This window comes from Marinobacter sp. AL4B, from assembly GCF_019916045.1.
In the GTDB taxonomy this organism is placed as follows: domain Bacteria; phylum Pseudomonadota; class Gammaproteobacteria; order Pseudomonadales; family Oleiphilaceae; genus Marinobacter.
The window spans coordinates 660,314-682,291 of the sequence record NZ_JAILWZ010000013.1; the positions used below are offsets into that span (position 1 = coordinate 660,314).

The 21,978-nt window shown below is 56.3% G+C and carries 13 protein-coding genes; all 13 read right to left on the reverse strand.

What is annotated here, in order from left to right; all coding sequences use genetic code 11:
- Nucleotides 1-80 precede the first annotated feature (80 nt).
- Entirely contained in the window at nt 81-1,139 is a 1,059-nt protein-coding gene (locus K5L82_RS13395) for a hypothetical protein (RefSeq protein ID WP_223134485.1), read from the reverse strand.
- Nucleotides 1,129-5,175: a hypothetical protein gene (locus K5L82_RS13400; RefSeq protein ID WP_223134486.1), complete on the reverse strand. Its 4,047-nt coding sequence runs from the start codon at nt 5,173-5,175 to the stop codon at nt 1,129-1,131. The genes K5L82_RS13395 and K5L82_RS13400 overlap by 11 nt, the downstream gene beginning before the upstream one ends.
- 39 nt (nt 5,176-5,214) lie before the next feature.
- Nucleotides 5,215-5,754, reverse strand: a complete 540-nt coding sequence (locus K5L82_RS13405; RefSeq protein ID WP_223134487.1) for a DUF4123 domain-containing protein — start codon at nt 5,752-5,754, stop codon at nt 5,215-5,217.
- A gap of 18 nt (nt 5,755-5,772) precedes the next feature.
- Entirely contained in the window at nt 5,773-7,896 is a 2,124-nt protein-coding gene (locus tag K5L82_RS13410; RefSeq protein ID WP_223134488.1) for a type VI secretion system Vgr family protein, read from the reverse strand.
- A 102-nt stretch (nt 7,897-7,998) separates the two neighbouring features.
- The gene (gene tssM / locus K5L82_RS13415) at nt 7,999-11,592 is read right to left on the reverse strand and encodes a type VI secretion system membrane subunit TssM (RefSeq protein WP_223134489.1); all 3,594 of its coding nucleotides are present in this window, start codon (nt 11,590-11,592) and stop codon (nt 7,999-8,001) included.
- 24 nt (nt 11,593-11,616) lie between these two features.
- Nucleotides 11,617-13,056: a type VI secretion system protein TssA gene (tssA, locus tag K5L82_RS13420; protein WP_223134490.1), complete on the reverse strand. Its 1,440-nt coding sequence runs from the start codon at nt 13,054-13,056 to the stop codon at nt 11,617-11,619.
- A gap of 10 nt (nt 13,057-13,066) precedes the next feature.
- A complete protein-coding gene (gene vasI / locus K5L82_RS13425) occupies nt 13,067-13,708 on the reverse strand; it encodes a type VI secretion system-associated protein VasI (protein WP_223134491.1) in 642 nt (213 codons plus the stop codon).
- Nucleotides 13,705-15,270, reverse strand: a complete 1,566-nt coding sequence (locus K5L82_RS13430; protein WP_223134936.1) for a sigma-54 interaction domain-containing protein — start codon at nt 15,268-15,270, stop codon at nt 13,705-13,707. The genes vasI and K5L82_RS13430 overlap by 4 nt, the downstream gene beginning before the upstream one ends.
- 77 nt (nt 15,271-15,347) lie before the next feature.
- The gene (tssH, locus tag K5L82_RS13435; RefSeq protein ID WP_223134492.1) at nt 15,348-18,020 is read right to left on the reverse strand and encodes a type VI secretion system ATPase TssH; all 2,673 of its coding nucleotides are present in this window, start codon (nt 18,018-18,020) and stop codon (nt 15,348-15,350) included.
- On the reverse strand, nt 17,986-18,807 hold the full coding sequence (gene icmH / locus K5L82_RS13440) for a type IVB secretion system protein IcmH/DotU (RefSeq protein ID WP_223134493.1): 822 nt from the start codon (nt 18,805-18,807) through the stop codon (nt 17,986-17,988). Before icmH ends, tssH begins: the two co-directional genes overlap by 35 nt.
- A gap of 3 nt (nt 18,808-18,810) precedes the next feature.
- Nucleotides 18,811-20,145 carry a type VI secretion system baseplate subunit TssK gene (gene tssK / locus K5L82_RS13445; RefSeq protein WP_223134494.1) on the reverse strand — a complete coding sequence of 445 codons (1,335 nt, stop codon included), beginning with the start codon at nt 20,143-20,145 and terminating at the stop codon, nt 18,811-18,813.
- A complete protein-coding gene (tssJ, locus tag K5L82_RS13450; protein WP_133007103.1) occupies nt 20,145-20,678 on the reverse strand; it encodes a type VI secretion system lipoprotein TssJ in 534 nt (177 codons plus the stop codon). Before tssJ ends, tssK begins: the two co-directional genes overlap by 1 nt.
- Nucleotides 20,678-21,967, reverse strand: coding sequence for a type VI secretion system-associated FHA domain protein TagH (gene tagH / locus K5L82_RS13455; RefSeq protein WP_133007102.1), 1,290 nt, complete (start codon nt 21,965-21,967; stop codon nt 20,678-20,680). Before tagH ends, tssJ begins: the two co-directional genes overlap by 1 nt.
- Between the last annotated feature and the right edge of the window lie 11 nt (nt 21,968-21,978).

Sequence of the window (21,978 nt, forward strand, 5' to 3'; positions counted from 1 at the left end):
TCAGGAGCAACGAGCGCTGCCTTGCGCCCGTGTATTGTAAGCCCACTGGTTTTCATCGGACTTCCGGATGTTCGACAAGCTCACGAGGCGTAACTCAACTTCTCTTCCATCAAGTTCGGCCGCTGCGCCGTGTTAATGATGGTGACATCTGTAAACATCCGGTCCACTTTTTTCTTGAAGGTCTGCTCGTCCATGTCCCGCCAGTAGCGAGGAATACGGCCGGTTCGCAGGTCGTGTTCCGCAGTGACCGGATCCAATGGGCGGTACTTCTCCAGCATGGGCATCTCTGGCAGCGGTCGGGTCACATCCATGTAGTTCTGGATGAAGTCCCAGTAGGCGTAGCACATGGTGGCACTGCCGTGGGCACCCAGAATATCGCCAACCGTTACGTCCAGCATGCTGTAGCGATGAGACAGCACCAGATCAAACAAGGTGCCAAACCGGTCAGCGCGGGCACAGCACCAGGCGTCGAATTCATAGAAAGGTTTTTCGATGACGACTGGGGGTTTTCGGGGCAGGAAAGGGAGTTTCCGGGAATATTGCCAGACCTTGATCATGCCGGTGCGTCGATTGAACTCCCACTCGGGGCCTCGGCCGTTTTGGTGAAGCCATTTGGGGAAGAGGCGGAAGATTAAATCGGAGAAAAGCATTAAAGCCCAACCGCCCAACAAAAAAACAACTTCCATCGGGATTAAACTTTGCAGGAATTCCGTCCAAGCTTGCCCTCTCGCACCAAATAAAGGTGAAACCAAGATTAAAACAACCAAAACGATAGGGGACACGATGTAAGCCCACACTTTTCCTGAAACATATATCGTATCGAAAAAACGGGCTTGGAACGCCAAAGGCGCATGCCGAAAACACTCGTGACTGTTCTCAACGTATAGACCGAGCTTGTCGGCCAGGTCTTCTTTCTTCTCCAGCTTACGCAGTTTCTTAGGAGGGTCATCGGACATAAAGCAGGGTGGCATAACATCCCGAGTATTACCCCACGGCAGGCGCAAACTGGCAGACCGATCCAGGCCGGTGCGGTTCAATTCCTCCGTCTGATTTTTCTGTGGAGGAATGGAATCGGGACGGTAGGCAAAGGGGCCATAGTGGGCCCTGGTATTGGCGTCGCTGGAATGATTATTCAACATTTTCCTGAACTCTTTGGGTATACCAGTACGGCTGGCGTTTTTGCTTGAAATTCGGTTTGCTATGCAGGTCGTTGTCTTGGTCGAAAGTCAAAGGATCTTCCGGAGGTGGGGCTGGGAAAACCATCAATAAACCGTCGGCCGTCTTTCTTGCCTGAACCTGAACCTTGGCCTGCCACCGGTAGGTTTTGGTTTCCCATACATCGCGCTCCCAAAACCAACTATCGAGCTGCCGTCGCTCATTGGCAGGAGCGTTCAGGTAGATGTGCGCACCGGTTTCCGACTGCTCAGTCAACAGGCGATACTTCTTAATATCCTCGCCAGAGAATTTGTTCACCCACACCTGGCCCCGACCTCGTGTAACAGCGATCGTTTCAAACAGTTGCAGCTCAACCGTAACTTTGGCAAACATCCCGGAACTGAATAACCCCGGGATGGCACTGTTGATTACCAGGCGCTCACTGGCATTCGAAAGCGCGGCTATCCGCTCAGCCGTTTCGCCTTCCAGGCTTCCCTCACGAGCCTTTTGGCGAAGCGGGTTATATTCCATTCGCACAGACACGCCCATCAACAAGCTGATCAGGCGATGGTAGGCTATATCTGGTTCTTTCAGATATGGCTTTTCAGCCATCGACCCAAAAGGCCCGTGCCTCATCCAGATATCCAGCGGCTCGTCAGTGAATGCGAACACAGTAGCCAGGCCGGCCACTGCCAGCACCACACCAGCGACCAGCCAGCCTTTCGGTCCGAGCACCAACAGCAAGCCCGGTTTACCCACCAAACTGGCGAAACCGAAAGCTACGCCACTGCCAGCAATCAAACCATAGCCAACTGCCGTCGCGTTGTTACCCATGCGATATTCGTAGTAAGAATCGAATCCTGCATCCAGCGCCATCAAAAAGCCAGCTGCCGCACCCAGCCCACTTCTTATAGTTAAAGGGGCTCCCAAACGGCGCGTAAATGCTTGCCCAGGCTTGCCTGACAATTTTAAAGACAAAACTTTTGATGGGCCCAACATCCATCGTTCACTGATTGCGGTACCTGCAGCTATGAGATCCGTTCCGGCACTGAACATTTTGATATTGCCGGACCTGCTGCCCTTTACTCGTGATTGATAATTATATGCAGCCCAAACACTCGAAGCGTTATGAAGCTCCATCAACCCCACAAACAGTGGGAATACCGGCTTGTTCAACACACGGTACAGCCGACTAGTGCTTTTACTGTCAATTTCTGCCTGATCAATCTGGTTTGCAGCATCATTGGCCGCTTTCAAGTCACCTACGTATTGCTCTTTTTGGCGAGTCAGATCCCTTTGGTTGGCCGCGTCCTGCTCAAAAGCCTTCAGCTCCTTTTTCGCTCTTTCCATTTCTTCTCTGGCAGAGGCTAGTCTGCCAGTCGCGATCGCTGCCGCCGCAGCCGGGGTGTCAGGAAAGTTGTTAACCAGATTATCCAGCTCAGAGAGCTTGTGCACAGAGTCAAGGAACCGGGACTCTACAGCAGAGATCTCTGCAATCATTTTGGCGATCGCTTCGGTTTTCGGTATCACCAACACATAGACATCCTCTGCTACATCAGAGGCAATAGCCGCTGCCTGACTTCTCCTTTTGTTAGTAGACGCAAGGATTTCCTTGCTGCCTTCCTGCTGAATAAAATCCCCGAACAGTGCAATAGCCTTTCTATCACCAAAGGATCCCGGCCGATGCTTGCTGATTTCAAAAACGAAGTAATCTTTCTGCAGGGCTTTGGAAAAACGCATAAGCTCCATGTTGCCCAGCAGCTCCGGCAGCGATCGGCGCAGTTGCTCTAGAGAGTTTGAGTACAGTTTCATCCTCCCAAGAATCGCACTTTCTGCAAGTAACTGTTTCTGCTGTGCTAACCGATGATACTGAGTTTCCATCTGGCTCAGCTTATTGCGAATATCTTCAAGCTCAACCTTCTGTCCCTTGAGGTTAGTAATTCTCCGCTCAGTCGCCCAACGCTGGTTTTCAAGCTCGGCTTTTCGCAACCGCAGGTGTTCCAGCTCTTTGTTAACAACGGCAAGCTCTCTGTTTCTTGCCTGAATCCCGTGGCTGGCATGGTGGATTGCTGCCCACATATTGCCGTGGACGCTCATTAATACCTGACTGCCCATCCTAAGATTAGCGGTCAACAGCGTGGCGTAAGAACCCGCAGCCGCTTCAATGCTAATTTCCAGCCCATCTATGGTTTTGAGGTCATCGATTTCCAGCAGATCCGTTTCCGCCATGGCCGCAAGTTCTGTATCCCGGAATCGCCCATTTCCTCGGTTAGCCTGCGGTTCGGCTGGGGGCTTGTATGGTTTCTTCAGGTCTTCCGCGCTGTAACGTGGAAACAGCAGCGAACGCAACACTCTGCTGTGCTGGCCGTTACACAAACCTTCTAGCCACTGCTTACCCTTATCATCCACGGCACCTTCAACGCCTATGCTGAGGACATCACATTCGGCAGGCTCGGTAACCAGATTCATCATCAGAGTGGTGACAAAGTTGAACGCGCCCGCATAGTCATAACTATAATGCGTGAACAAATCCGTAAGCACATGATGGGTTCGTTCATCAGACAACCGGACCAGCAAATCGGTGTGGTTCTCTTCCAGATAACGTCGGGCCAAGGCGCGCTCAGACAGCGCAAGAGATCGTTCCAACTCCTTTCTTCCGTAACCCGATACTTCCGCCATGTGTTTATGAAGGGAATTCGGTTTGGATGCTACTGTTTCAGGCTCAAGAACCGAGTGGACCAATAGCGCCGAGTCGAAGTGCGGCCGTGCCTTGGCCCTACGCACTGCAGCATTCATGAACCAAGCTGCAACCTGTCGGCGCCGCTGATTGTAACGAAGTTGGTATATTGGATCATCCAGCCTTATTACACCGATACCACGGGCTTTGGCTTGCTCAGTGCAGTCAGCAACACAGGGCTCAACTTCTGCCCATGAAAAGGGCTCCGGTTCATTTGGCCTGCACTCTTGCAGACGCTCTGCAGCATCTTGATTTAGCTCTTCCAGCGTTTTGTGCAAGCAATTTGACAGTGCCGTCATCTCCGCGCGCTCATCGTTAGCAATGGGATCCTCTGGATCAGGATCCTCATGCCGCTGGTGTAGCAATAAAGCCGCTTGCTTTGCCGTATCCGCATAACTCCCGCTCAAATCCAGCAGGTAGTTCTCAGGTCGATCGAGCTGCCATTCAACCGCTGGTTTCCTCGGTCTTTGTGGTGCCAAGTGTTCTGTCAGGAATGCGGCAGTGTTGCCGTTTGATATACGAAGATTAGACGTATCCTCCCTACCATCGCTATCAAACTGCATACTGACGAGATTACAACGATGGCCCCGGTCATGATCTGACAGTTCAAGGTGGTTCACTCGCTCTCCCGGCCACTGGGATTCGCTGTAAGCCGCTTGCAGATTTAACCAGCTTCCGTTTATTCTCGCTGGAAGCCAGATTTCCTCAATCCCGACTCCAACAACATCCCGGTAACCGGCTTCCAGTTTTCCATTGCTCTGACGATAGTCATTGAGCCTGACATCGCAGTACTTGGTTACTCCACTTTCATCGATCCGTATCTCAAGCTCCCGCCACAACTTGCCCTCGTGGAACAGATAAAGAAATCCCGCTCTCGCAAGCACATGATGTACCGGGTTATTTCCCTGCAACTCAACGCCAGATATCAGAGTGGCGGGAATAATGGGGAGAATGACATGCTGTTGCTGGTCAATTTGACGATCAATGCTGCCCGCACTTTCAAGAAACGGCACTCTGATCGGGCCACCCTCAGCTTCGATTTCTATCCAAACATTTCTGTCGGGCTGCCCCTTCCAGGGCCAGACATGAAGAATGGAATTTTCAAGAGGTTCTATTTCAACCTGTTTCTCCAACCACTCTTGCTGTTCATAGTTGATTTCATCAAAGATTCGAAAAGCATGCCCCTCCGGGTGCTCTTTGCCGATAACCTCGATAATCAGCGATTCGTCCTCGCAAGTCGGGCTACAACCAGGCGCCGACTGCTTTGCACTATACTCAGACATCCCTGTCATTCCTTGCGTTCTAAACGTATTAATTCGGTCTCAGGCATCAGCCGTATTCAATGCCTGCCACTGAGTTTCTGACAGCGTTGGTACGGGCAACATGGTGAACGGATTTGGTCTGTCGGTGGTATGCCAACGTTCCTGACCACTTTCTCCGTACCAGTATATAACTCGCTCAATGACATCCGCTTGGTCCAGAGTCACCGAGGACAAGCGTTGCCATACCTCAGGGTCGTAAAGTCGAAGTAGACCCTGTCGCTCTCCGTCAAAGCGCACTTTCAAACGCGCCCTTAGCCAACTAGTCACAGACTCAAGGCTCTCAGAGGACTCCAGAATCAGACCGACAAGCCGCCCCTCCTTCAATCCTTTCAAAGCCCACTGATACTCCGGGCTCTGCTGTTTAGCTTCCAGAACAACGGGGCTTTCGGCCAAGTACTGTTGCCAGTCAGTCTCAGCAAATAGATAAAGCCACTTCGGAACGTCTGTTTGCTCATACAAAGACCGCAAAACCGTTGATTTCTGCTGCGCCTCCAGCACTAAAAAACGCAGCTTGTCAGTCGAGGTTTTTGCAAATGGCACAACCGGCTCCTTCACGTATCACGCTGTCTGATTCTTACCGCAAGGACAGTTCCCAAGCGGACAGGTACCATCAGATTGCTGTTGGCACTGCTCAACAATGGCTGTTCTTTGCATGCGGGCTTGCTTCAATCGATGGGCCAAAATCGCTTTGGGCTCAGCATCTTTCCTTTGCCCAACCTCCGCCAACGCCACCGGCGCCACAACCCCACCGGCAGCACCCACCAACCCCGGCATCTCCGGCACCTGCACCTTCTGTCCACTGCCCTTCCCGGCTGCCCCACCCGCATTCATCTTGATACTCGCGCCACCGATAGCCACACCGGCGGGGTCGATCTTTACGAAGCTGCCGCCGGCCTTCAGGGTGATTTCGGCGCCGGCTTCAATCACTGCTTTCTGGCCAGCCTTAATGTGCAGTTCGGTGCCGGAGTCACTGAGCCAGGCGGTGCCGGCTTTCAGGTGAAGGGTGCCGCTTACGTTGAAGCTGTGGTCTTTTCCTGTCAGCTCGCGCTTCTCGCCATCTACGGTGTGGTGGCTGTTACCTTTAGTGTGACTGAAGCGGTTGTTTTCGACCGTCAGGTGGCTGTCGTTTTTAACCACTTCCGTGCGGTTGTTTTCCGTGAGCAGGTCCAGATCTTTCTGGGCATGAACGTAGATCTGTTCTTCGCCGGCTTCATCCTCAAACCGCAGTTCGTTGCTGCCTTCGCCCTTGTGGGTTTTCGTTTTTAACGTGGTGCGGGTTTTGTGTTCCGGCAGCGCGTAGGGTGGCGTATTCGTAGCGTGGTAAGTGCGGCCGGTAATGATCGGCTGGTCCGGGTCGCCATCGAGAAAGCTGACAATCACTTCGTTGCCGATTCGGGGCAAGGCCATAAAGCCATACTGGCCGCCAGCCCAGCCTTGGGATACGCGCAGCCAAGCGCTGCTGTGTTCATCATTCTTTGAATAGCGGTCCCAGGGGAATCGCACTTTCACACGACCGTATTGGTCACAGTGAATCTCTTCCCCTTCCGGGCCGGTCACGATGGCCATCTGGGGGCCGTCCATCATGGGCTTGTGTTCACAAAGGGCGCGCCACGTTTTGTCGGCCGGAATGGCGGTAAATTCGTTGGCATAACTAGTGGGGTCGCTGCCGCCCTCTTCTTCCAGCGCTTGCGGTTGTTTGCCGGTGTGGGTGATGGCGGTCAGAAGCCATTCCCGGTTCAGGCTTTGGCTGTCATGGTCTTGCAGCTCCACTTTGGCTCCGGCGGTAAAATCCGGGCGGTTGCTTTTACCTGTGGCAACGGAAGCATCGTTTCTGAGTGCGTCTAATCGGGTCTGGGTAAACGGCTGGCCGCTGGCGTCGGCTTTGTAGCGGCCAGGATAGTCATAGTGTTGGTAGTCTTCCCGGTGGTTCACGCCACCGGCACTCTGTTCATGCATCAGAGCGTAAGCAGGGTTCTTGAAGGTGTAGTCTTTCATCGCCACCGATGAAGCCCGCACCCTTTCTTCGTAGGCGAAGCTGTAGATGCAGGCCTGCTGGGTACTGCCGCCGGCTTTGGTGTTGCATTCTACCGGGTCTAGTTTGGGCGCATCACCGTGATGGTCGGCGATGATTAACGCCGGTTGTTCTCCACCGTCCAAGCTGCCGTGCTGGTAGCGGTAGTGCCAGCCTTCTTCGACAGCGAGTCGTTCCAAGAATTTCAGGTCACTTTCCCGGTGCTGGACGCAGTATTCCCGTTCTTCAGGGGAACGCTTTAAATCAAACACCGTATCCACAATGCCCCGCTCTTCCAACAGCGTGCGCACAATGGCATCGGTGGTCTGTGCCTGGAAGATACGGCTGTTATGCATGATCCCCAAACGCCACACCGGGGGTTGGATCACCACTTCGTAATGGGTGCGGCGGTGGCCGGTGTCGCCCCGTACAAATTCGTTTACCACGCCGGTAAAGCGTCGTAGGGGCTGGCCGTCTTGCCAAACCACCAGATCAACCGACTGTTCCAGTACATCCGAAGCTTGCACGTCCGGGTCGGTGCTGGCCAGTTTCAAGCGGCCATGGGAGAGCGTGGACAAACCTTCGGTGAGCACAAAGCTGGCGACCACGAAGTGGTCTGAGGGGAATTCGCCAACACGGGCGGTGAACTGCAATCCGCTTGCCTGGGGCATAACTTCAGTCCCTGAAGAATGAACATTTCCTTTTCAGCCAACGCCATCCGGGTGCCGGCTCCCGCCAACCCGAGCGTTCATGCCCGGGCGACGGCACACAGTCTAATACAAGCTGCGGGGTATTCGGTACCCTGCAAGCATCTGCTGTGTGAACGGGTTGGTATTACTGGCCGCGTGCAGGCGGTAACGCATCTCGCCATCGTCCACTTTGAACATCACATCCACCGCATTACTGCTGACTCCGGTGATTTCAGCTTTGTTCAACAGCCGGAAGAGTGCCCAAGGGCCGCGTTCGGAAATGCTGCGCGGTGAGCGGTTCACCTGTATCGGCACCAGCGTAATACGGCTCTCGACACTGTCACGCAGCGTGTTCGGCCAGACCAGCGGGATGCTTTGGCGAGGGCCATGGGAGAACTCCACCAGTTGCCCGTCGATATTCACCACGGCGCGACGCTTGTTGTTGGTCAGGTTCAGCGGCTCTAACGCGAATTCAACATCCAGCGTGCCACTGCGGGTGAAGAACGCCTGGCGAATCTGGCGGGCCCGTTCCAAGGCTGCGCGTACGTCTCTGCGCACCAAGCTCGCGCGGCGGGCATCGCCCACCTGTTCGGGGTGGTCTTCCAAAAACAGTTTCAGGTTATTGTTGTAGAAGGCCTCCAGAATACCGTCCGGGGCGAAGAAACGCTCAAAGTCCTGCAACGCCGCGTCCCGGTTTGCGTCTGCCGCAAATGGATAATGTCGGGCAAGGGTTTGCTGAAACGGCTGGTACACTTCCCGGTACCACTCCCGCTCAAGCTGGGCCACGGCACGATCAAGCACCACTCGCCAGCTTTCAGTAGCCAGTCGGCTTAACAGGCGGTTCAGCGGCTCGGGCTGATGACCGGCCATACGCTGGAGCGTGAAAATGGGATCGGAGCCCTGCAGGGCCATACGAGCGCGGGCAGCACTCAGTGCGGCTTTGCCGGAATCCGGTGATTCCTGAATGCTGCGCATGTATTCGTGTAACTCGGCTACTACCACCATGACTTCTTCCAGACCACTGGGCTGATCGCTGTTTTCGCGAGTCAGCCGGTTCAGGTCGTCGAACTGGCGCTCGATATCCTGCAGCATTCGGTAATGCGGCGATTCTTGCAGTAGTTTACGGGCTACTTCCGCTTCACCTTCACCGGCAGGAATTAGCTTGGTGTTGGCCTGTATTTGACCCAGCAAACGAACCAAAGGCTGGTGGCCGCTCGTTAAGCTTTCAAGGATACGCACGCCGTGGTTCAGGTCTTCAAAACGATGCACATCGATACGGCTCAACGAGGTTCGCCACACGTTGGCGTAGTTCTCGGCGTACAAGGTCTGCAAGCTCGACAGCAATTCAGCCTCATCGGCTTTACTGAAATCCACGTCGTTCCTGCGCCCTAACACCCAAGCATCCACCAAGGCCAGTTCCGTCACCGAGCTTGATTGACGCAAGAACCATTTTTCCAGACCGTCCCGCGTCAACAGTGCCGGAATGGAGAGCGGATCGTCCTCTGCAGGCAAGGCATCACCCTGAGGCTCGCCGTAGGCATCCACCCGTGTAAACACGGTGGCGAAGGCCGGGCCTGTGCTACGCGCCAGCTCCAGCGGCGACTGGAAATCCCGGTCGGCTTCTACCTTCAGATCACGGTACACCCTGTCCGGGGTACTGATCCGCCCCAGCTCGTGCTGCGCCCACTGCACACGGCTTCGAAAAGGCGCCAGTGCCATAGTCGCCGCTTGATCACCTTCGGCGGCCATGCCCGCAAGATTGGTGTGCGCCATCGCGTACTGCAAATGACTGTGCAGTCGGTTCTGCACTTCCCGCTGCCCGGGGAAACGAGCTTGCCAATACTCGCGCATGTATTCCGATACGATGTCGCCACGGCGGCCGCTTTCGTCGTAAATCATGCGTAGAACCCGCAAATGCTCCAACCGCTCGGTGCTGCTATCCGGCGCTTGCCCCATCTCCTCCATAACACCGAACATCAGCGTCGGGAGGTATTGGTAGGCCAGCATATCCAAATAGGCGGCATCCACTTCCGGCCCCACTTTGTGACCCTGATATAGCCCCATATCGGTCACCAGCGGCCACTCTTTACGGTAGTCGCCGAACGCCAATGTGGCTTCTCGCAACTCATCCAGCGGCTGGAGCAGATTGCGGCCAGTTGTATCCGGCTCGTAGCCTACGGGCTGCCAATCGTTCAGGAATGCGTTAACCCGGTTTTCCACCTGCGCTGCTGCTTCGGCATTCTTGATGAAATAGTGCTGCCAACCGGCGGTCATGCCCGCACCGGCACACACAGCAATAATTGAAGCCATCGCGACTTTCCGGTGGCGCTTTTTGATCACCTTTCGGTTGTCACCCGCCAGACCGGCCTCCCGATAGATCACACCCGGGAATAGGTTTTTGGTGAACAAACTGACCGACTGGGCAGTTCGCTGGGCTGGTTGGATCGGACCGGTCATTTGATAATTGCGAGCAGCTGCTGCTACGAAGGCATCTTCAGGCACCCCTTCTTGCAGAACGGAGGTGAAATAGGTACCCCGTACCAAAGCCGGTGTCGAGAATGCGTCAGCGGACAGCAAGTCGCTGAGGAACTGTTCCACCGCCGGCTTAAGACCCGCCAGCTGGCGCGTGAAAGAATAAGCCGCTGCCCGTTCTTCAGCATCCCGGGTATCGGCGAGCACGTCTGGCAAACGCTGGCTTAGCTCGTCCACTAATTCGCTGTAACGCTCCGCGAACTGTTCGAGCCATTCGTCATGATCTTGCTGGCTATCCAGCTGGAAGGTGAAGCCGAGCGCTTGGTCTTTTTCGGCCTTCGACATGGCTCTAACAAACGAGGCAAAGCCGTACATCAAGTCCATTTTGGTAAAGGTGACGTACACCGGTAGCCGCGAGCCCAACTGCTCCATGAGCTCCCTTATCCGGGTGCGTAATAAAATGGCGTGGGCTTCTCGCTGTTGCTCATTGGCCGTGCTCAATCGCGCCAAGTCTACGGCAAGGATCAGGCCGTTCAGTGGTCTTTGCGGACGACTGCTTTCCAGCCAGCCGATGAAGTGGTTCCACAAACGGTTCTGGACTTCACCCGAGGCCCCTTCGCCCTGATTCTGACTCAACAATTCACCGTCTGGATCAATCAGAACACCGTTATCACCAATCCACCAATCGAAACCGAAGGGGTTGCGATCACCCCGGTTATTGCGGGTGACGTTGGTCAAGGTGTAAGTTTGCCCCGAGCGCTGAATCAGGCTTGTTTTACCGGCGTCTTCAAGCCCCATCACCAAATACCACGGCAGGCGATACAAACCTTTTCGGCCCGGCAAGTTGCTCTTGAGTGCCTGTAACTGGCGATCCAGCAACCGTTGTTGCCGGCGTGCCATGGGCAGGATCGGGTCTTCTTGCTCTTGTTGCTCGGCCGCTTTGGCCTTATTGACCTTGCCCAACCGGCGAGCCAGCACCAGACCCCAGAATATGACCACCAGCAGAACAACGCCGAGAGTCACCAGCGCCCGCATCTGCCAGGCCACCAACGGGTACTCGCCGTTAATTTCCAGCCGTGGCCCTAACCACCAAGTCGCAACTAACAGCGCGATCACGCCCAAGGTCAACGTGACCGGGGCGGCGTTACGAAGGTATGGCAGCAGCCATCGGCCAATGAGTAATGCTTTTCTCCACATGGTTTCCATTCCTGCGTTTAATGCGTGTGGCGGTTACGCCAGCCGTTCCATTTGTTTGATCAAAGCCGGCTCCCAGTCTTCCAGAATCAAGCCGTGAACCTGCCCTTGTAGGTCCTGTATCTGTTGTGCCGCCATGGCTTTCAGGCCGCTTTCTTTCATTAGTTTTGCCGTCGTCAGGCGCCAGTAGAATTTCTCTCTGGGCTCACGGGCGTCGGCCAAGCCTTGCTCCAGTAGTTCCAAAGCAGACGACAACTGATTCTGCTGCACCAACTCCAGTGCGGTTTCCAGAGCCTGCTCCCAAGGGTTTGAACTGCCCCCACCGGCTTTGGCAGAAGCCGGGGCGGTATACATCCACTCCGTCGCTTGTTCACTGAGAAACGATGTTTGGTCGTTGAAGGTCAACTCGGCGAGTTGGGGCAATTGCTCCACAAATTGTTTTAAAGCGTCTCGGATTGCTTCTGCGCAGCGGTTATGGCCCAAAGCTTGAGCGGCGCGGGCGCTCAGCCAATGGCCATCGAGCCAGAAAGGACTCACCGACAAGCTTTGCTCAATGCGCTGCCACAAGTCGTTATCAGGTGCTCTTTCCAGGGCTTCTTTGTAGTCCGCAACCCGGTCTGCACTGACCGCGGCCAAGTCGGTACGAATGCCATCCCGTGTCGGCGGTAGGCTGGTGATGCTTTGCCAAATGGCATAGCGGCGCAGTTGATAGCCCAAGGGGTTACCCGGCTCGGTGCTGGTCAATAACTCCGATACTTTCAGCAAGCTTTGGCGGGTTGCTCGTTCGTTGCCCGGGTCCAGAGTGAGATTGCCCAAGGCCGCCGGAGCCGCAGTTGACTGTGCCGGCGATTGAGCAGATTGCGGTTGTGCGGGACTTGCCGGCGCAACCGTTGAAGCCAGTTGCTGGCTGCTGCTGTGATCCGGCTTTGGCAACTTATCCAAAGCCCGTTTCAACTCGAACAGCGGGTCATCCGGTAAATCCCGGTTCCGCGCCTGCTCATCCAGCTTGGCAATCAGGTCCAGACAGAACTGCCGTCCATCACCCACGCTGGCATCAAAACCCAGACCGTCCACGCTTTTAACCGCACGCTGCACAATCTGGGTGAACAGCATTTTGCGGGCCCGCTGCCCCTTGGCACCCGGATAGGGCCACGCATTTTCCCACCAGTCATCCAACACCCGATGCAACAGATACAAGGACAGGGCGAAGTGCTCGCCATCTTTTCCCTGCTGCAAACTCAACATGAAAAAGCCAAGCACTTTCAGGTCCTTGCTGCGGTCTGCCAGCAATTGCAGAGATTCGCTCTGCACTTTCTGCCAATTGATGTCGTTGTGAGCCAGCGAGCCCACTTTCATCACTTCGTCTTCCAGAAATTCCAGTACGGAATCATCGGCAAGGCTATCACCCACACCGGAGTCTCCTGGAATGGCGGTGAGAACCTGATCAACGTATGGATGCTGTTCAATCACTTGCATAGCACTCTCCTCACCAGCCACAGGCTTGTCGCAGAGGGCTAATGGCGTCGCGGTAACCGGTCAGGTCAAACAATAAGCCATCCAGCTCCGGTACGTCTGCCTGAATACGAACATCTGGCTGGTGCACGATTTCAAGCACCGAACGTATTGCCGGCAGGCCGCGGCCAGCACTTACCACTAGGCCTTCATCCCGCACCCGCCACTGGCTGGGTGCCGATGCCAGCGCCACGTCTACACGCTCCCGGCTGATCGGTTTGGGCAACATCACCGTCAGTTCCGTGATGTTGTTGTGGCACTGAAGTGTCAGTACCGGCCTGGGAGGCTGAGCCCCCAAAGCGGCTACCGTGACCATGTGCCCGGCGGCCGAGCCGGTATTGCGGTAGATCGGACCACTGGCATCGTTTTGACCCGCTTGCGAAAAGGCCTGGCGCCAACGTTCGGGCTGGCGAATCACCGCACCGCTGGTGCCGGTTTCGTATCGCGCCAGGGGGGTAGCAAACACCTCATCAAAACACGCCAATCGAGCCAATCGATTGGGCTCCTCGGTACAGGCCTGAGCATCACTTAGGCGGACGTCCGCTTGCCCGACACTGCTCATCAGCAGAAGCACAAGGCCGGTAAGCCCGGCTCGAGTTTGGTCTTTCAGGGTCATAGGTCGGTTACCTGATACTTCAGACATTTATGGGCCAGCGTGCGCTTGGGTAACCCCAAACTCTCGGCAGCTTGGGCCCGGTTGCCCCGGTATTGCTGCAGGCGCTCGCGAATGATGGCCGCTTCGAATGCCTGCGCGGCGGCTTTCAGATCTCGAATTTCTTCGGCCATGGGGATCCCCGGAATCGTCACCGGCTCCGCTACCGCAGGGGCTGCGGGCCCGGCGTCCATCAGCAGGTCATCCAACCGCAAGGTCTCGGGCTGGATATCGCCGTTGGCGGCGGTTTGCAGACACGCCAGTTCAATGATGTTGCGTAATTCCCGCACATTGCCGGGAAAGTCATAGCCTGCCAGTCGCTTCAATGCGTGGCTGCTGATACCCAGCGGCCCACTGCCCTCCCGTTCAACGTAGAGCCGGATGAAATGCCGGCTCAGCGCTTCGAGATCGTCGGTACGTTCGCGAAGGGGAATCACCCGCAGCGGGAACTGATTGAGGCGGTAGAACAGATCCCGGCGGAACAGACCTTCATCGATGCCTTGCTGCAGCGGTTGGTGAGTTGCAGCCACCAGGCGGAAGTCGGAAAACCGCTCTTCACGAGCGCCTAGGGGGCGGAACTGTCGGCTTTCCAGAACCCGCAATAATTTGGACTGCAGGGCTATAGGCATGTCGCCGATTTCATCGAGGAACAGGGTGCCGCCATTGGCTTGAGCCAGTAGCCCTTCTTTGGCTTGATCGGCACCCGAGAACGCGCCTTTGGTGTGGCCAAAGAGTTCGCTTTCCAACAGGGTGTCCGGGATAGCAGCGCAGTTCACCACGACCATCGGGCCCGTTGCGCGTTCGGATAGCTCGTGAATGCCTCGGGCGACCACGTCTTTACCACACCCGGTTTCTCCTTGGATCAGCACCGAAAGCTGGCTGCTGGCAGCGCGCACGACTTGTGCCCGGAGGTTAGTCATAGCTTCGGAGTTGCCCACCAAGCTGCGGGATAGTTGCTGGCAGCGCTGGCGCACGCTTTCGGCATCGTGCAGGTGGTCCAGTGAGCGTTTGAGCATGCGCCGCTGCCAAACCTGGTCGCGGGTTTGCAGTTGGCTGATCCATTGATGCACCAGCAGTTGTTTCAGGCCGATGTACAGGGATTGACCAACGATGGCTTGCCAGTCGTCGTGGTCGCCGCACAGGGCGAGTACGCCGAGGGTGCGGCCGTCTGCGCCGGTGAGCGGTTCAAGCCAGAGGCTTCTCGGGCGGTCGCTGTGTTCGAACAGGGTTTGGAAGCCGGTGTGGTCAAGCCGGTAGCTGGCAGCGCGGGTGAGTTCGCGCGGCTTTCCGGTTTGCAGTACGTGAGCGAAGGGGTGGCTGAAGTCGCCACAGTCGAATTCGCTGGCATCACCTAACTGGCCACAGTGGAGTGTTCGGCCACTGAGGTCGAGTTCTAGGGCCCAGCATTTGCTGAGGCCAAAGGCGTTTTCGAGTTGGCGGGTGGCTGTGTCGAACAAGGCAGGAAGTGTGTCCTGCTTGATCAGTGCTACCGCTAGTTCTATGCCGGTGTGCAGTTCCCTCTGCATCCGTCCCATTGCTATCGTTCCTTCTAAATGGAGATCGCTGCCCGCACACCGTGGGGTTGAGCTACTTCACAGTTAACCTAAGCCACTATTCCCGTGAACTTTCCGTCGTTCACGCCCAAGGTGACCTTGGTCACCGGCTCTCTTGCCGCCAGTTTTTCCAGCAGCGCCAAGGATACCGGTGGCAGCAATTCACCTTCGATGATCGATTCCAGCATCCGTGCACCGTTTTCGCTTCGGGTGGCGCGGCTTCGGATGGCTTCTACCAGGCCGTCGTCCAACTCTACTTCGGTGTGGTAACGGGCCGTGATTTGGTCAGCCAGGCGCTGGAGTTTATCTCCCACGATGCGGTTGAGGGTGTCTTCGCCCAACGGCAGGTAGGGCACCACTTCCATGCGCGCCAGCAGGGCCGGTTTGAAGAAGTTGGCCAGTTCCGGGTAGAGCGCTTCTTCGATCTTTTCCGGCTCTTCGGCGTGGTTAACGATGGTCTGGTAGCCAAGGTTGGAGGTCAGGAAGAAGACCACGTTTTTGCAGTCGATCAACCGTCCTTCCCCATCTGCCAGTTCGCCTTTGTCAAAGGCCTGATAGAACAGGTTGAGGACTTCCGGGTGGGCTTTTTCGACTTCGTCCAGCAACACCACCGAATAAGGTTTCTGGCGGATGGCTTCGGTAAGGATGCCGCCTTCGCCAAAGCCAACGTATCCCGGGGGTGAGCCAATCAGGCGGGAAACGGTGTGTTTTTCCTGGTACTCAGACATGTTGATGGTGGTGAGGAACTGTCGGCCGCCGTAGAGCAGTTCGGCCAGCTGCACCACGGTTTCAGTTTTCCCTACACCACTCGGGCCAACCAGCAGGAAGGCACCCATGGGGCGGCCGGGCCGGCGCAGGTCGGCGCGGGCGGTCAGCAGGTGCTGATGCAAGCAATCGATGGCGGTGTCCTGGCCTTTGATGTGGGCCTGCAGGTATTCCGGCAAGTGGGTGATTTTTTCCAGCTCGTCGGTGGTCATGCGGTTGACCGGAATACCGGTCCAGTCGGCGATGACTTCGGCCACTTGGCGAGCATCAACGCGGGCGTGAACCAGCGGTTCGTCGGCTTGGAGTTCAGCCAGTTCCTGTTCAATGGCTGCGGCTTCGCTTTTCAGATCCGGGCGCTCTTCGTTGTCGGCATCGGTCGTTGCTTCCAGAACTTCCGACACTTCTCCAGTCAGCAATTGTTCGCGGATTTCGACCAAACGAGCCACCAGCTCTCGCTGGTCGTTCCAGCTTTGCTCCAGGGCTTCGGCCTCAGCGGTAAGCTCGTCAATGCGCTGTTCCAGCGCCTGCTCTCGTTCGCTATCAACCGCTTGACCAAGCGTGTGTTCCCGACTCAACAGCTCTTGCTCCATAGCCATTTGGTGCAGTTCGCTGCGCACGTGGCTCAATCGGCGAGGCGGGGTGCTCAGATTCAGGCTGACGCGGGCGCAGGCGGTGTCCAATACGTCGATGGCTTTGTCCGGCAACTGGCGTCCAGCCAGATAACGGGCCGACATTTCGGCTGAGGCTTTTAACGCACTGTCGACTACCAAGACTTTGTGGGCTTTTTCGTAGACGGTGCGCAAACCACGCAGGATGTGAACAGCCTCACCCGGCGTGGGCTCATCCAAAGCGACCGGCTGGAAGCGCCGGCTCAGGGCCGGGTCTTTTTCGAAGTATTTTTTGTACTCGCGCCAGGTAGTGGCGGCGATGGTGCGCAGCTCACCGCGAGCCAATGCGGGTTTCAGCAGATTAGCAGCGTCTGAACCACCCTCGCTGTTACCCGCGCCAATCAAGGTGTGGGCTTCGTCGATGAACAGGATGATCGGGGTGGCTGAGCCTTTGACCGCTTCGATGACGCCTTTCAGACGTTTCTCAAATTCGCCTTTCACCGACGCGCCGGCTTGCAGCGCGCCCATGTCTAGGGTCCAGAGTTCGACGTTTTTCAGGCGGTCAGGGACGTTGCCACTAACGACTCGCAGGGCCAGCCCTTCGACCACAGCGCTTTTGCCCACACCGGCATCACCTACCACGATGGGGTTATTCTTACGGCGACGGCATAGGATGTCGATCATCTGGTCAATTTCGGCATCCCGGCATACCACAGGGTCAAGTTTTTCGTCCCGGGCCAGTTTGGTGAAGTCAGTGGCGTAACGCGTGAGCGGGTCCATGTCGGCATCGGCGGCTGGTTTGACCGAACCATTCTCTGCCAGCTGCGGGCGCTCCACCGAACCGTCGGTGAGCCGGTCGAACTGCTTACGCAGTTGTTCGCGATTGATGTCCACCAAGGCCTGTGCAACTCGCGGCATCAGATAGCGATCGGCGTTCATCAACAACGCCAAAAACAAGGCACCAGAACGCAAATCGCTGTGGCCGAGTTCGGTTGAGGCCAGCAGCCAAGCATCCTGCATCAGTTCCACCAGCAAGGGTGAAAAGGATGGGTATGGCTCAGCGCTTTGTGGCTCGCCGTTCAGGCTGTCGCCTACCAGCGGCTGCAGTCCCTGATAGTTGATGCCGGTTTGTTCCAGAATCTGACGCACATCGGAAAACGGCGTTTCCAGCAGTTTGAACAGCAAGTGTGCCGGCGTAATTTCCGCCCCTTGTCGGCTGATGCACAGCGCGGCAGACCCTTCCAGAGCCTGACGGGAAATCTCGTTAAGGCGCCCGATCAGCGCCGGTAGTTCTACCCGAATCACAGTGATGTCCTTATTTCGGTAGTTGTTCCAGTACGCTGAGCACATCCCTGATGCGTTCGTTCAGCGCTACGTTATACAAGTGATAAATTCCGACCATGGCCGCCGTTAAAGCGCCGGTGATAAGCCAAATCGGCATGCCTGTCCGCAAGCGGTTACGTGCTGGGACCACATTTTCCGAGGCATCGGCCAGTGGCTTTGGATCACGATCTCCGCGCAGGTCGCGCAGCTGTTCGTACAAGCCGCGAAGGATTTGCTGGTACTCGTCACGGCCACTTTCCATGACCTTGTAGCGACCTTCAAAGCCTAGACACAGGCACAGATAGATGAACCCGAGCATGTCGCGGTAGCGTTCCGGCTCTTTCTCCATGCGAGCCAGAATGGCGAACACTTTTTCGCCGCCCCAGGTTTCGTTATGGAAACGCGAGAGTAACGAGTGCTGCGACCACACGCTGTGTGCGCCCCAATCCGTGCCCAATACCGCTTCGTCGATAAAGGCACAGAGCACATACCGATAAGCCACCACGATGGGCCGTTCATGGCCTTGTTCGATCAGTTCGCGGTCAATGGCCGCCACCTCATCAACAACCTGCTGGTACAAGTTTTCCACATCGTGAAAATCGGCCAACCGGCGAACCCGGATAACCAGCCCCAACAACGGTGTACTGGCATCAATCAAGCGATTTTCTTCCAGCCCGCGAAGCTGAAAATGGGTATCCCCCACTTCGGCACGGCGACCTGTGTTATCGGGGTCCGCGAACAACAAATCACTGAATGCACTATCACCTGAGCCCGTGGTGGTGTTTGGTCGATCCATTACCGGTGCATTGGTCATTATTTAGCTCCTGATTGCCCAGAACTGCATTTCCAGCCCCGGATAACTGCCCGCTACGTGGAACGCAAAGCCGCTGGCGTTGTCGAGCATTTGCCAAGCTTGGCTCTGGTCATCCAATCGGAAGTACACAAAACCTGCATGATAGGGCAGCTGGCGCGGTGCCACGGGCAAAGCCGACAGCGGAATACCCGGCAGCTGCAAGCTGATGAGATCCCGTATTTTTTCCACCGACGCCACTTTGCACTGCTGAGTGAACTGCTTACGCAGATCGTCCAGTGGCATGTCGGCTTTGACCGCCAGGATGAACTCGGCATCCTTGATCAACTGACCGTCCTGAACCGGTGCTACCGTCAGCCCGTACTGGCGCTGTTGCAGTGCAATAGACAATGCTCGCGGCTCCAGCACGGTGCTCAGGGCTTGTCGCAGCACCTGCATCAGCGGGCTGAAACAGCCTTCCGGCAGGTCGTGATCGTAGGGGGTATATTCCCGCGGCATCCGACTTTCATCAGTGAAGGTCACCAATTCACCACACAGCTCCAGCAACGCTTCGTACAGCCGCTCGGGATGCAACTGGCGTAAACGCGCCAAGTGCATGAACTTTGGATGCGCTCGGTTTAGCATTTGCAGCAGCATGAAGTCCGACACGTCGGCCACACCGCCCTGCCCCGGCGCACCCACCCGCTCGGCAATGTTGCGGGCGCGTTCCTGCATCAATCCGGCCATTTCACCCACAAATCGTTGCAAACGAGATGCTGCGCGCACGCTGAGCATGGTGGGCAGGAAGTTAGGGTCCATCACCAGGCTGCCGTCTGGCCGTTTTTCCAGAATTCGACCAATGGCCAAAGCCGCGTAGGCGCTGCGATCTTCCCGCTCTAGCATCAGACGCGGTGCCACTCGTCCAACATCAATGCTGTGGGCATCGCCATCAATGGAATGCAAATCGCGAATTTCGACAGACAACGCCCGGAATCGCCCGGCAACCGGTGCCTCGGGCCACTCCACTTCCGCCAGAGAATCGCTCCCAAGCGGCAACGCCAGATACACGACCTGATTGGCCACCGACGCATCGGTAATTTCCAACGGCTCAGGCATCACATCGTCTTGAGGCAAATTGAAGCGCGTGCCGTCCGGGAACAATCCGGTAGCCCGGACCAGACCCACTCGGCCAAAACTCAGGTATTCCGCATTCAGCTCCAGATCGCTGAAGCCGTAAAGGTGGTCGGAAACCGCCAATGCGCGCTCGTTGATCTGATGTTCCAAATACCGTTGTTGTTGCTGGAAGTGCTGGGGTTTGATGAATAGCCCATCACTCCAGACCACTCGATTGCTAACAGCCATCAGCTTTCATCCGAACGTGTCAGTTTTACTTCCCGCTCGCGCAGGTTGACCAGCAAATGGTAGGTGCCACCAATGGGGTCTACCTTCACCACCTTCTTCCATTGCGATAAGTTAGGGTATGCGTAGAAAGCAATCACACCGATAAACCGGGTGTCTTCGCTGATCTCGAACGACTCCACAAACTTGAACTGGCCGGGCACCAGGGTGTAATCGCTGTGGTCCACATAGTTGCGGCCCAACGAGTCTTCAAGGTTATTCAGTAACTGATCGAAATCACCCGCCATCAATAGCGAACTGTCCCGAAGCTCAATAATCTGAAACGCGATCGGCGTGGGAGCCAGTGACTGATTCGGGTTGACACTCGGTTCGGCCAGCATGGTCAGATCCACCCGGCTTGGCTGATCTTCCGGATAGCCCACAGGGATGTCAGGGTCCCACAGCACTTTTGCGGTTTTAGTAACCGCGTCATAGGGGGTGCTGCACCCCACCAGCAACATAACCATCGTCAGCAAGCTCCATTTGCAGTACTTCACTAGCCATTCTCCCTCTGTAATTGGCGCAAGTGTTGGTCGTAAGCCTGGTCGAACACCTCTTGGAAAAGGCGTTCAAAACCCTGCTGGCGACTGGACCGTAGTTCTTGGTAATAATGTTGGTACATGTCCCAGGCCCAAAGGCCCTCGTCTTCGTTGTCCTTGAGCCCACGGCGATATCCGTGGAACCTTCTCAGCAAGGCCTCCGGCGAGAAGGCATGCAGAATGGCGTCCAAGGCTTCGCGAATCGCTTCCTGCGTGGCCCGCTGGTGGTGGTTCAAGCTGTCGAGGCTCTCTCTCACCGCAGCGGGCGCAGATAGATGAACCGGGCTGCGCTCAGCGGCAAACAAGGTTTGAAGGGTGGCGTGATAATCATTTCCCAGTCGCAGCGGGTTGTCTTCAAGGGGCTGCAAGCGGGTACGCAGCGCCTGGTGCCGGGTATCTTCGCTCTGATGTAGCGTAAGCAGGCCATCCACCACAGCTTTCAGGGTTTGCCCGGCCTCTTCCAGAAACAGCTGCATGTCTTCGCTGTCGGTAAATTCAATATCCGCCTGCAACCCTCGCAATAAGGGCGCTCCGCTGATGTGTTGACGACTGGCATCTCGGGCAGGTGCTCTTGTATCTGACATTCCCTGTCGCTCCTTTTCCTGATCACTCTGATTGCGGGCGGTGCGGTTCACCGGCAGCCCCATCGCCACATCCCGGTTTTCCCGGTATTCCTCGTCCACATCGGTAGAACGAGCAAGCCATTGATCACCCGCCACCTCAGGCTTCTGCCAAGGGGCCAGTGGATCGTTACTGTGCAGCTCGTTGTCCGGATTCTTCAGGCCGACCAAAGGTTCGCGGCCTTCCGGCAAAGTTTGACGCTGGCTTGAACGCAATAACTCGCCGTCATCCGCATTCACCAACCGATGGTCTTCCGCGTTCGGCTCACTCAACTCGCATTGCCCCACAAAGCCACCCTGCAGTTCCGCCCGGATCTGATACCGGCCAATGGTGACGGTATCGCCATGGCTCAAACGCGCCCGCCGTCCACGGCCCACAGGTTGGCTGCTGCTGTTGATATAGGTTCTGCCGCTGCGGTCAATCAGGCAGAAGCCGCCGTCTAGAAAGCGCACTTCAGCATGCCCCGCCACGGCACCGGTGCGGTGGGGCGATAAACGCCAGGTATCGTTAGCCGCAGTACCAATCGAGCCCCCGTTTGCGCTGAAACGATGCTCAAGGCTGGCGCCACCACCCGCTTCCGTGGGGTTGGTGATCACTAAGTTCAATTCTGCTGTTTGCGTGGTCACACTTCTGGCTC

Bases quoted from the DNA above. Each gene is read 5' to 3' on its own strand.
- K5L82_RS13395 (WP_223134485.1), bottom strand. From the start codon at position 1,139: ATGTTGAATAATCATTCCAGCGACGCCAATACCAGGGCCCACTATGGC.
- K5L82_RS13400 (WP_223134486.1), bottom strand. From the start codon at position 5,175: ATGTCTGAGTATAGTGCAAAGCAGTCGGCGCCTGGTTGTAGCCCGACT.
- K5L82_RS13410 (WP_223134488.1), bottom strand. From the start codon at position 7,896: ATGCCCCAGGCAAGCGGATTGCAGTTCACCGCCCGTGTTGGCGAATTC.
- tssM (WP_223134489.1), bottom strand. From the start codon at position 11,592: ATGGAAACCATGTGGAGAAAAGCATTACTCATTGGCCGATGGCTGCTG.
- tssA (WP_223134490.1), bottom strand. From the start codon at position 13,056: ATGCAAGTGATTGAACAGCATCCATACGTTGATCAGGTTCTCACCGCC.
- vasI (WP_223134491.1), bottom strand. From the start codon at position 13,708: ATGACCCTGAAAGACCAAACTCGAGCCGGGCTTACCGGCCTTGTGCTT.
- K5L82_RS13430 (WP_223134936.1), bottom strand. From the start codon at position 15,270: ATGCAGAGGGAACTGCACACCGGCATAGAACTAGCGGTAGCACTGATC.
- tssH (WP_223134492.1), bottom strand. From the start codon at position 18,020: ATGTGCTCAGCGTACTGGAACAACTACCGAAATAAGGACATCACTGTG.
- icmH (WP_223134493.1), bottom strand. From the start codon at position 18,807: ATGACCAATGCACCGGTAATGGATCGACCAAACACCACCACGGGCTCA.
- tssK (WP_223134494.1), bottom strand. From the start codon at position 20,145: ATGGCTGTTAGCAATCGAGTGGTCTGGAGTGATGGGCTATTCATCAAA.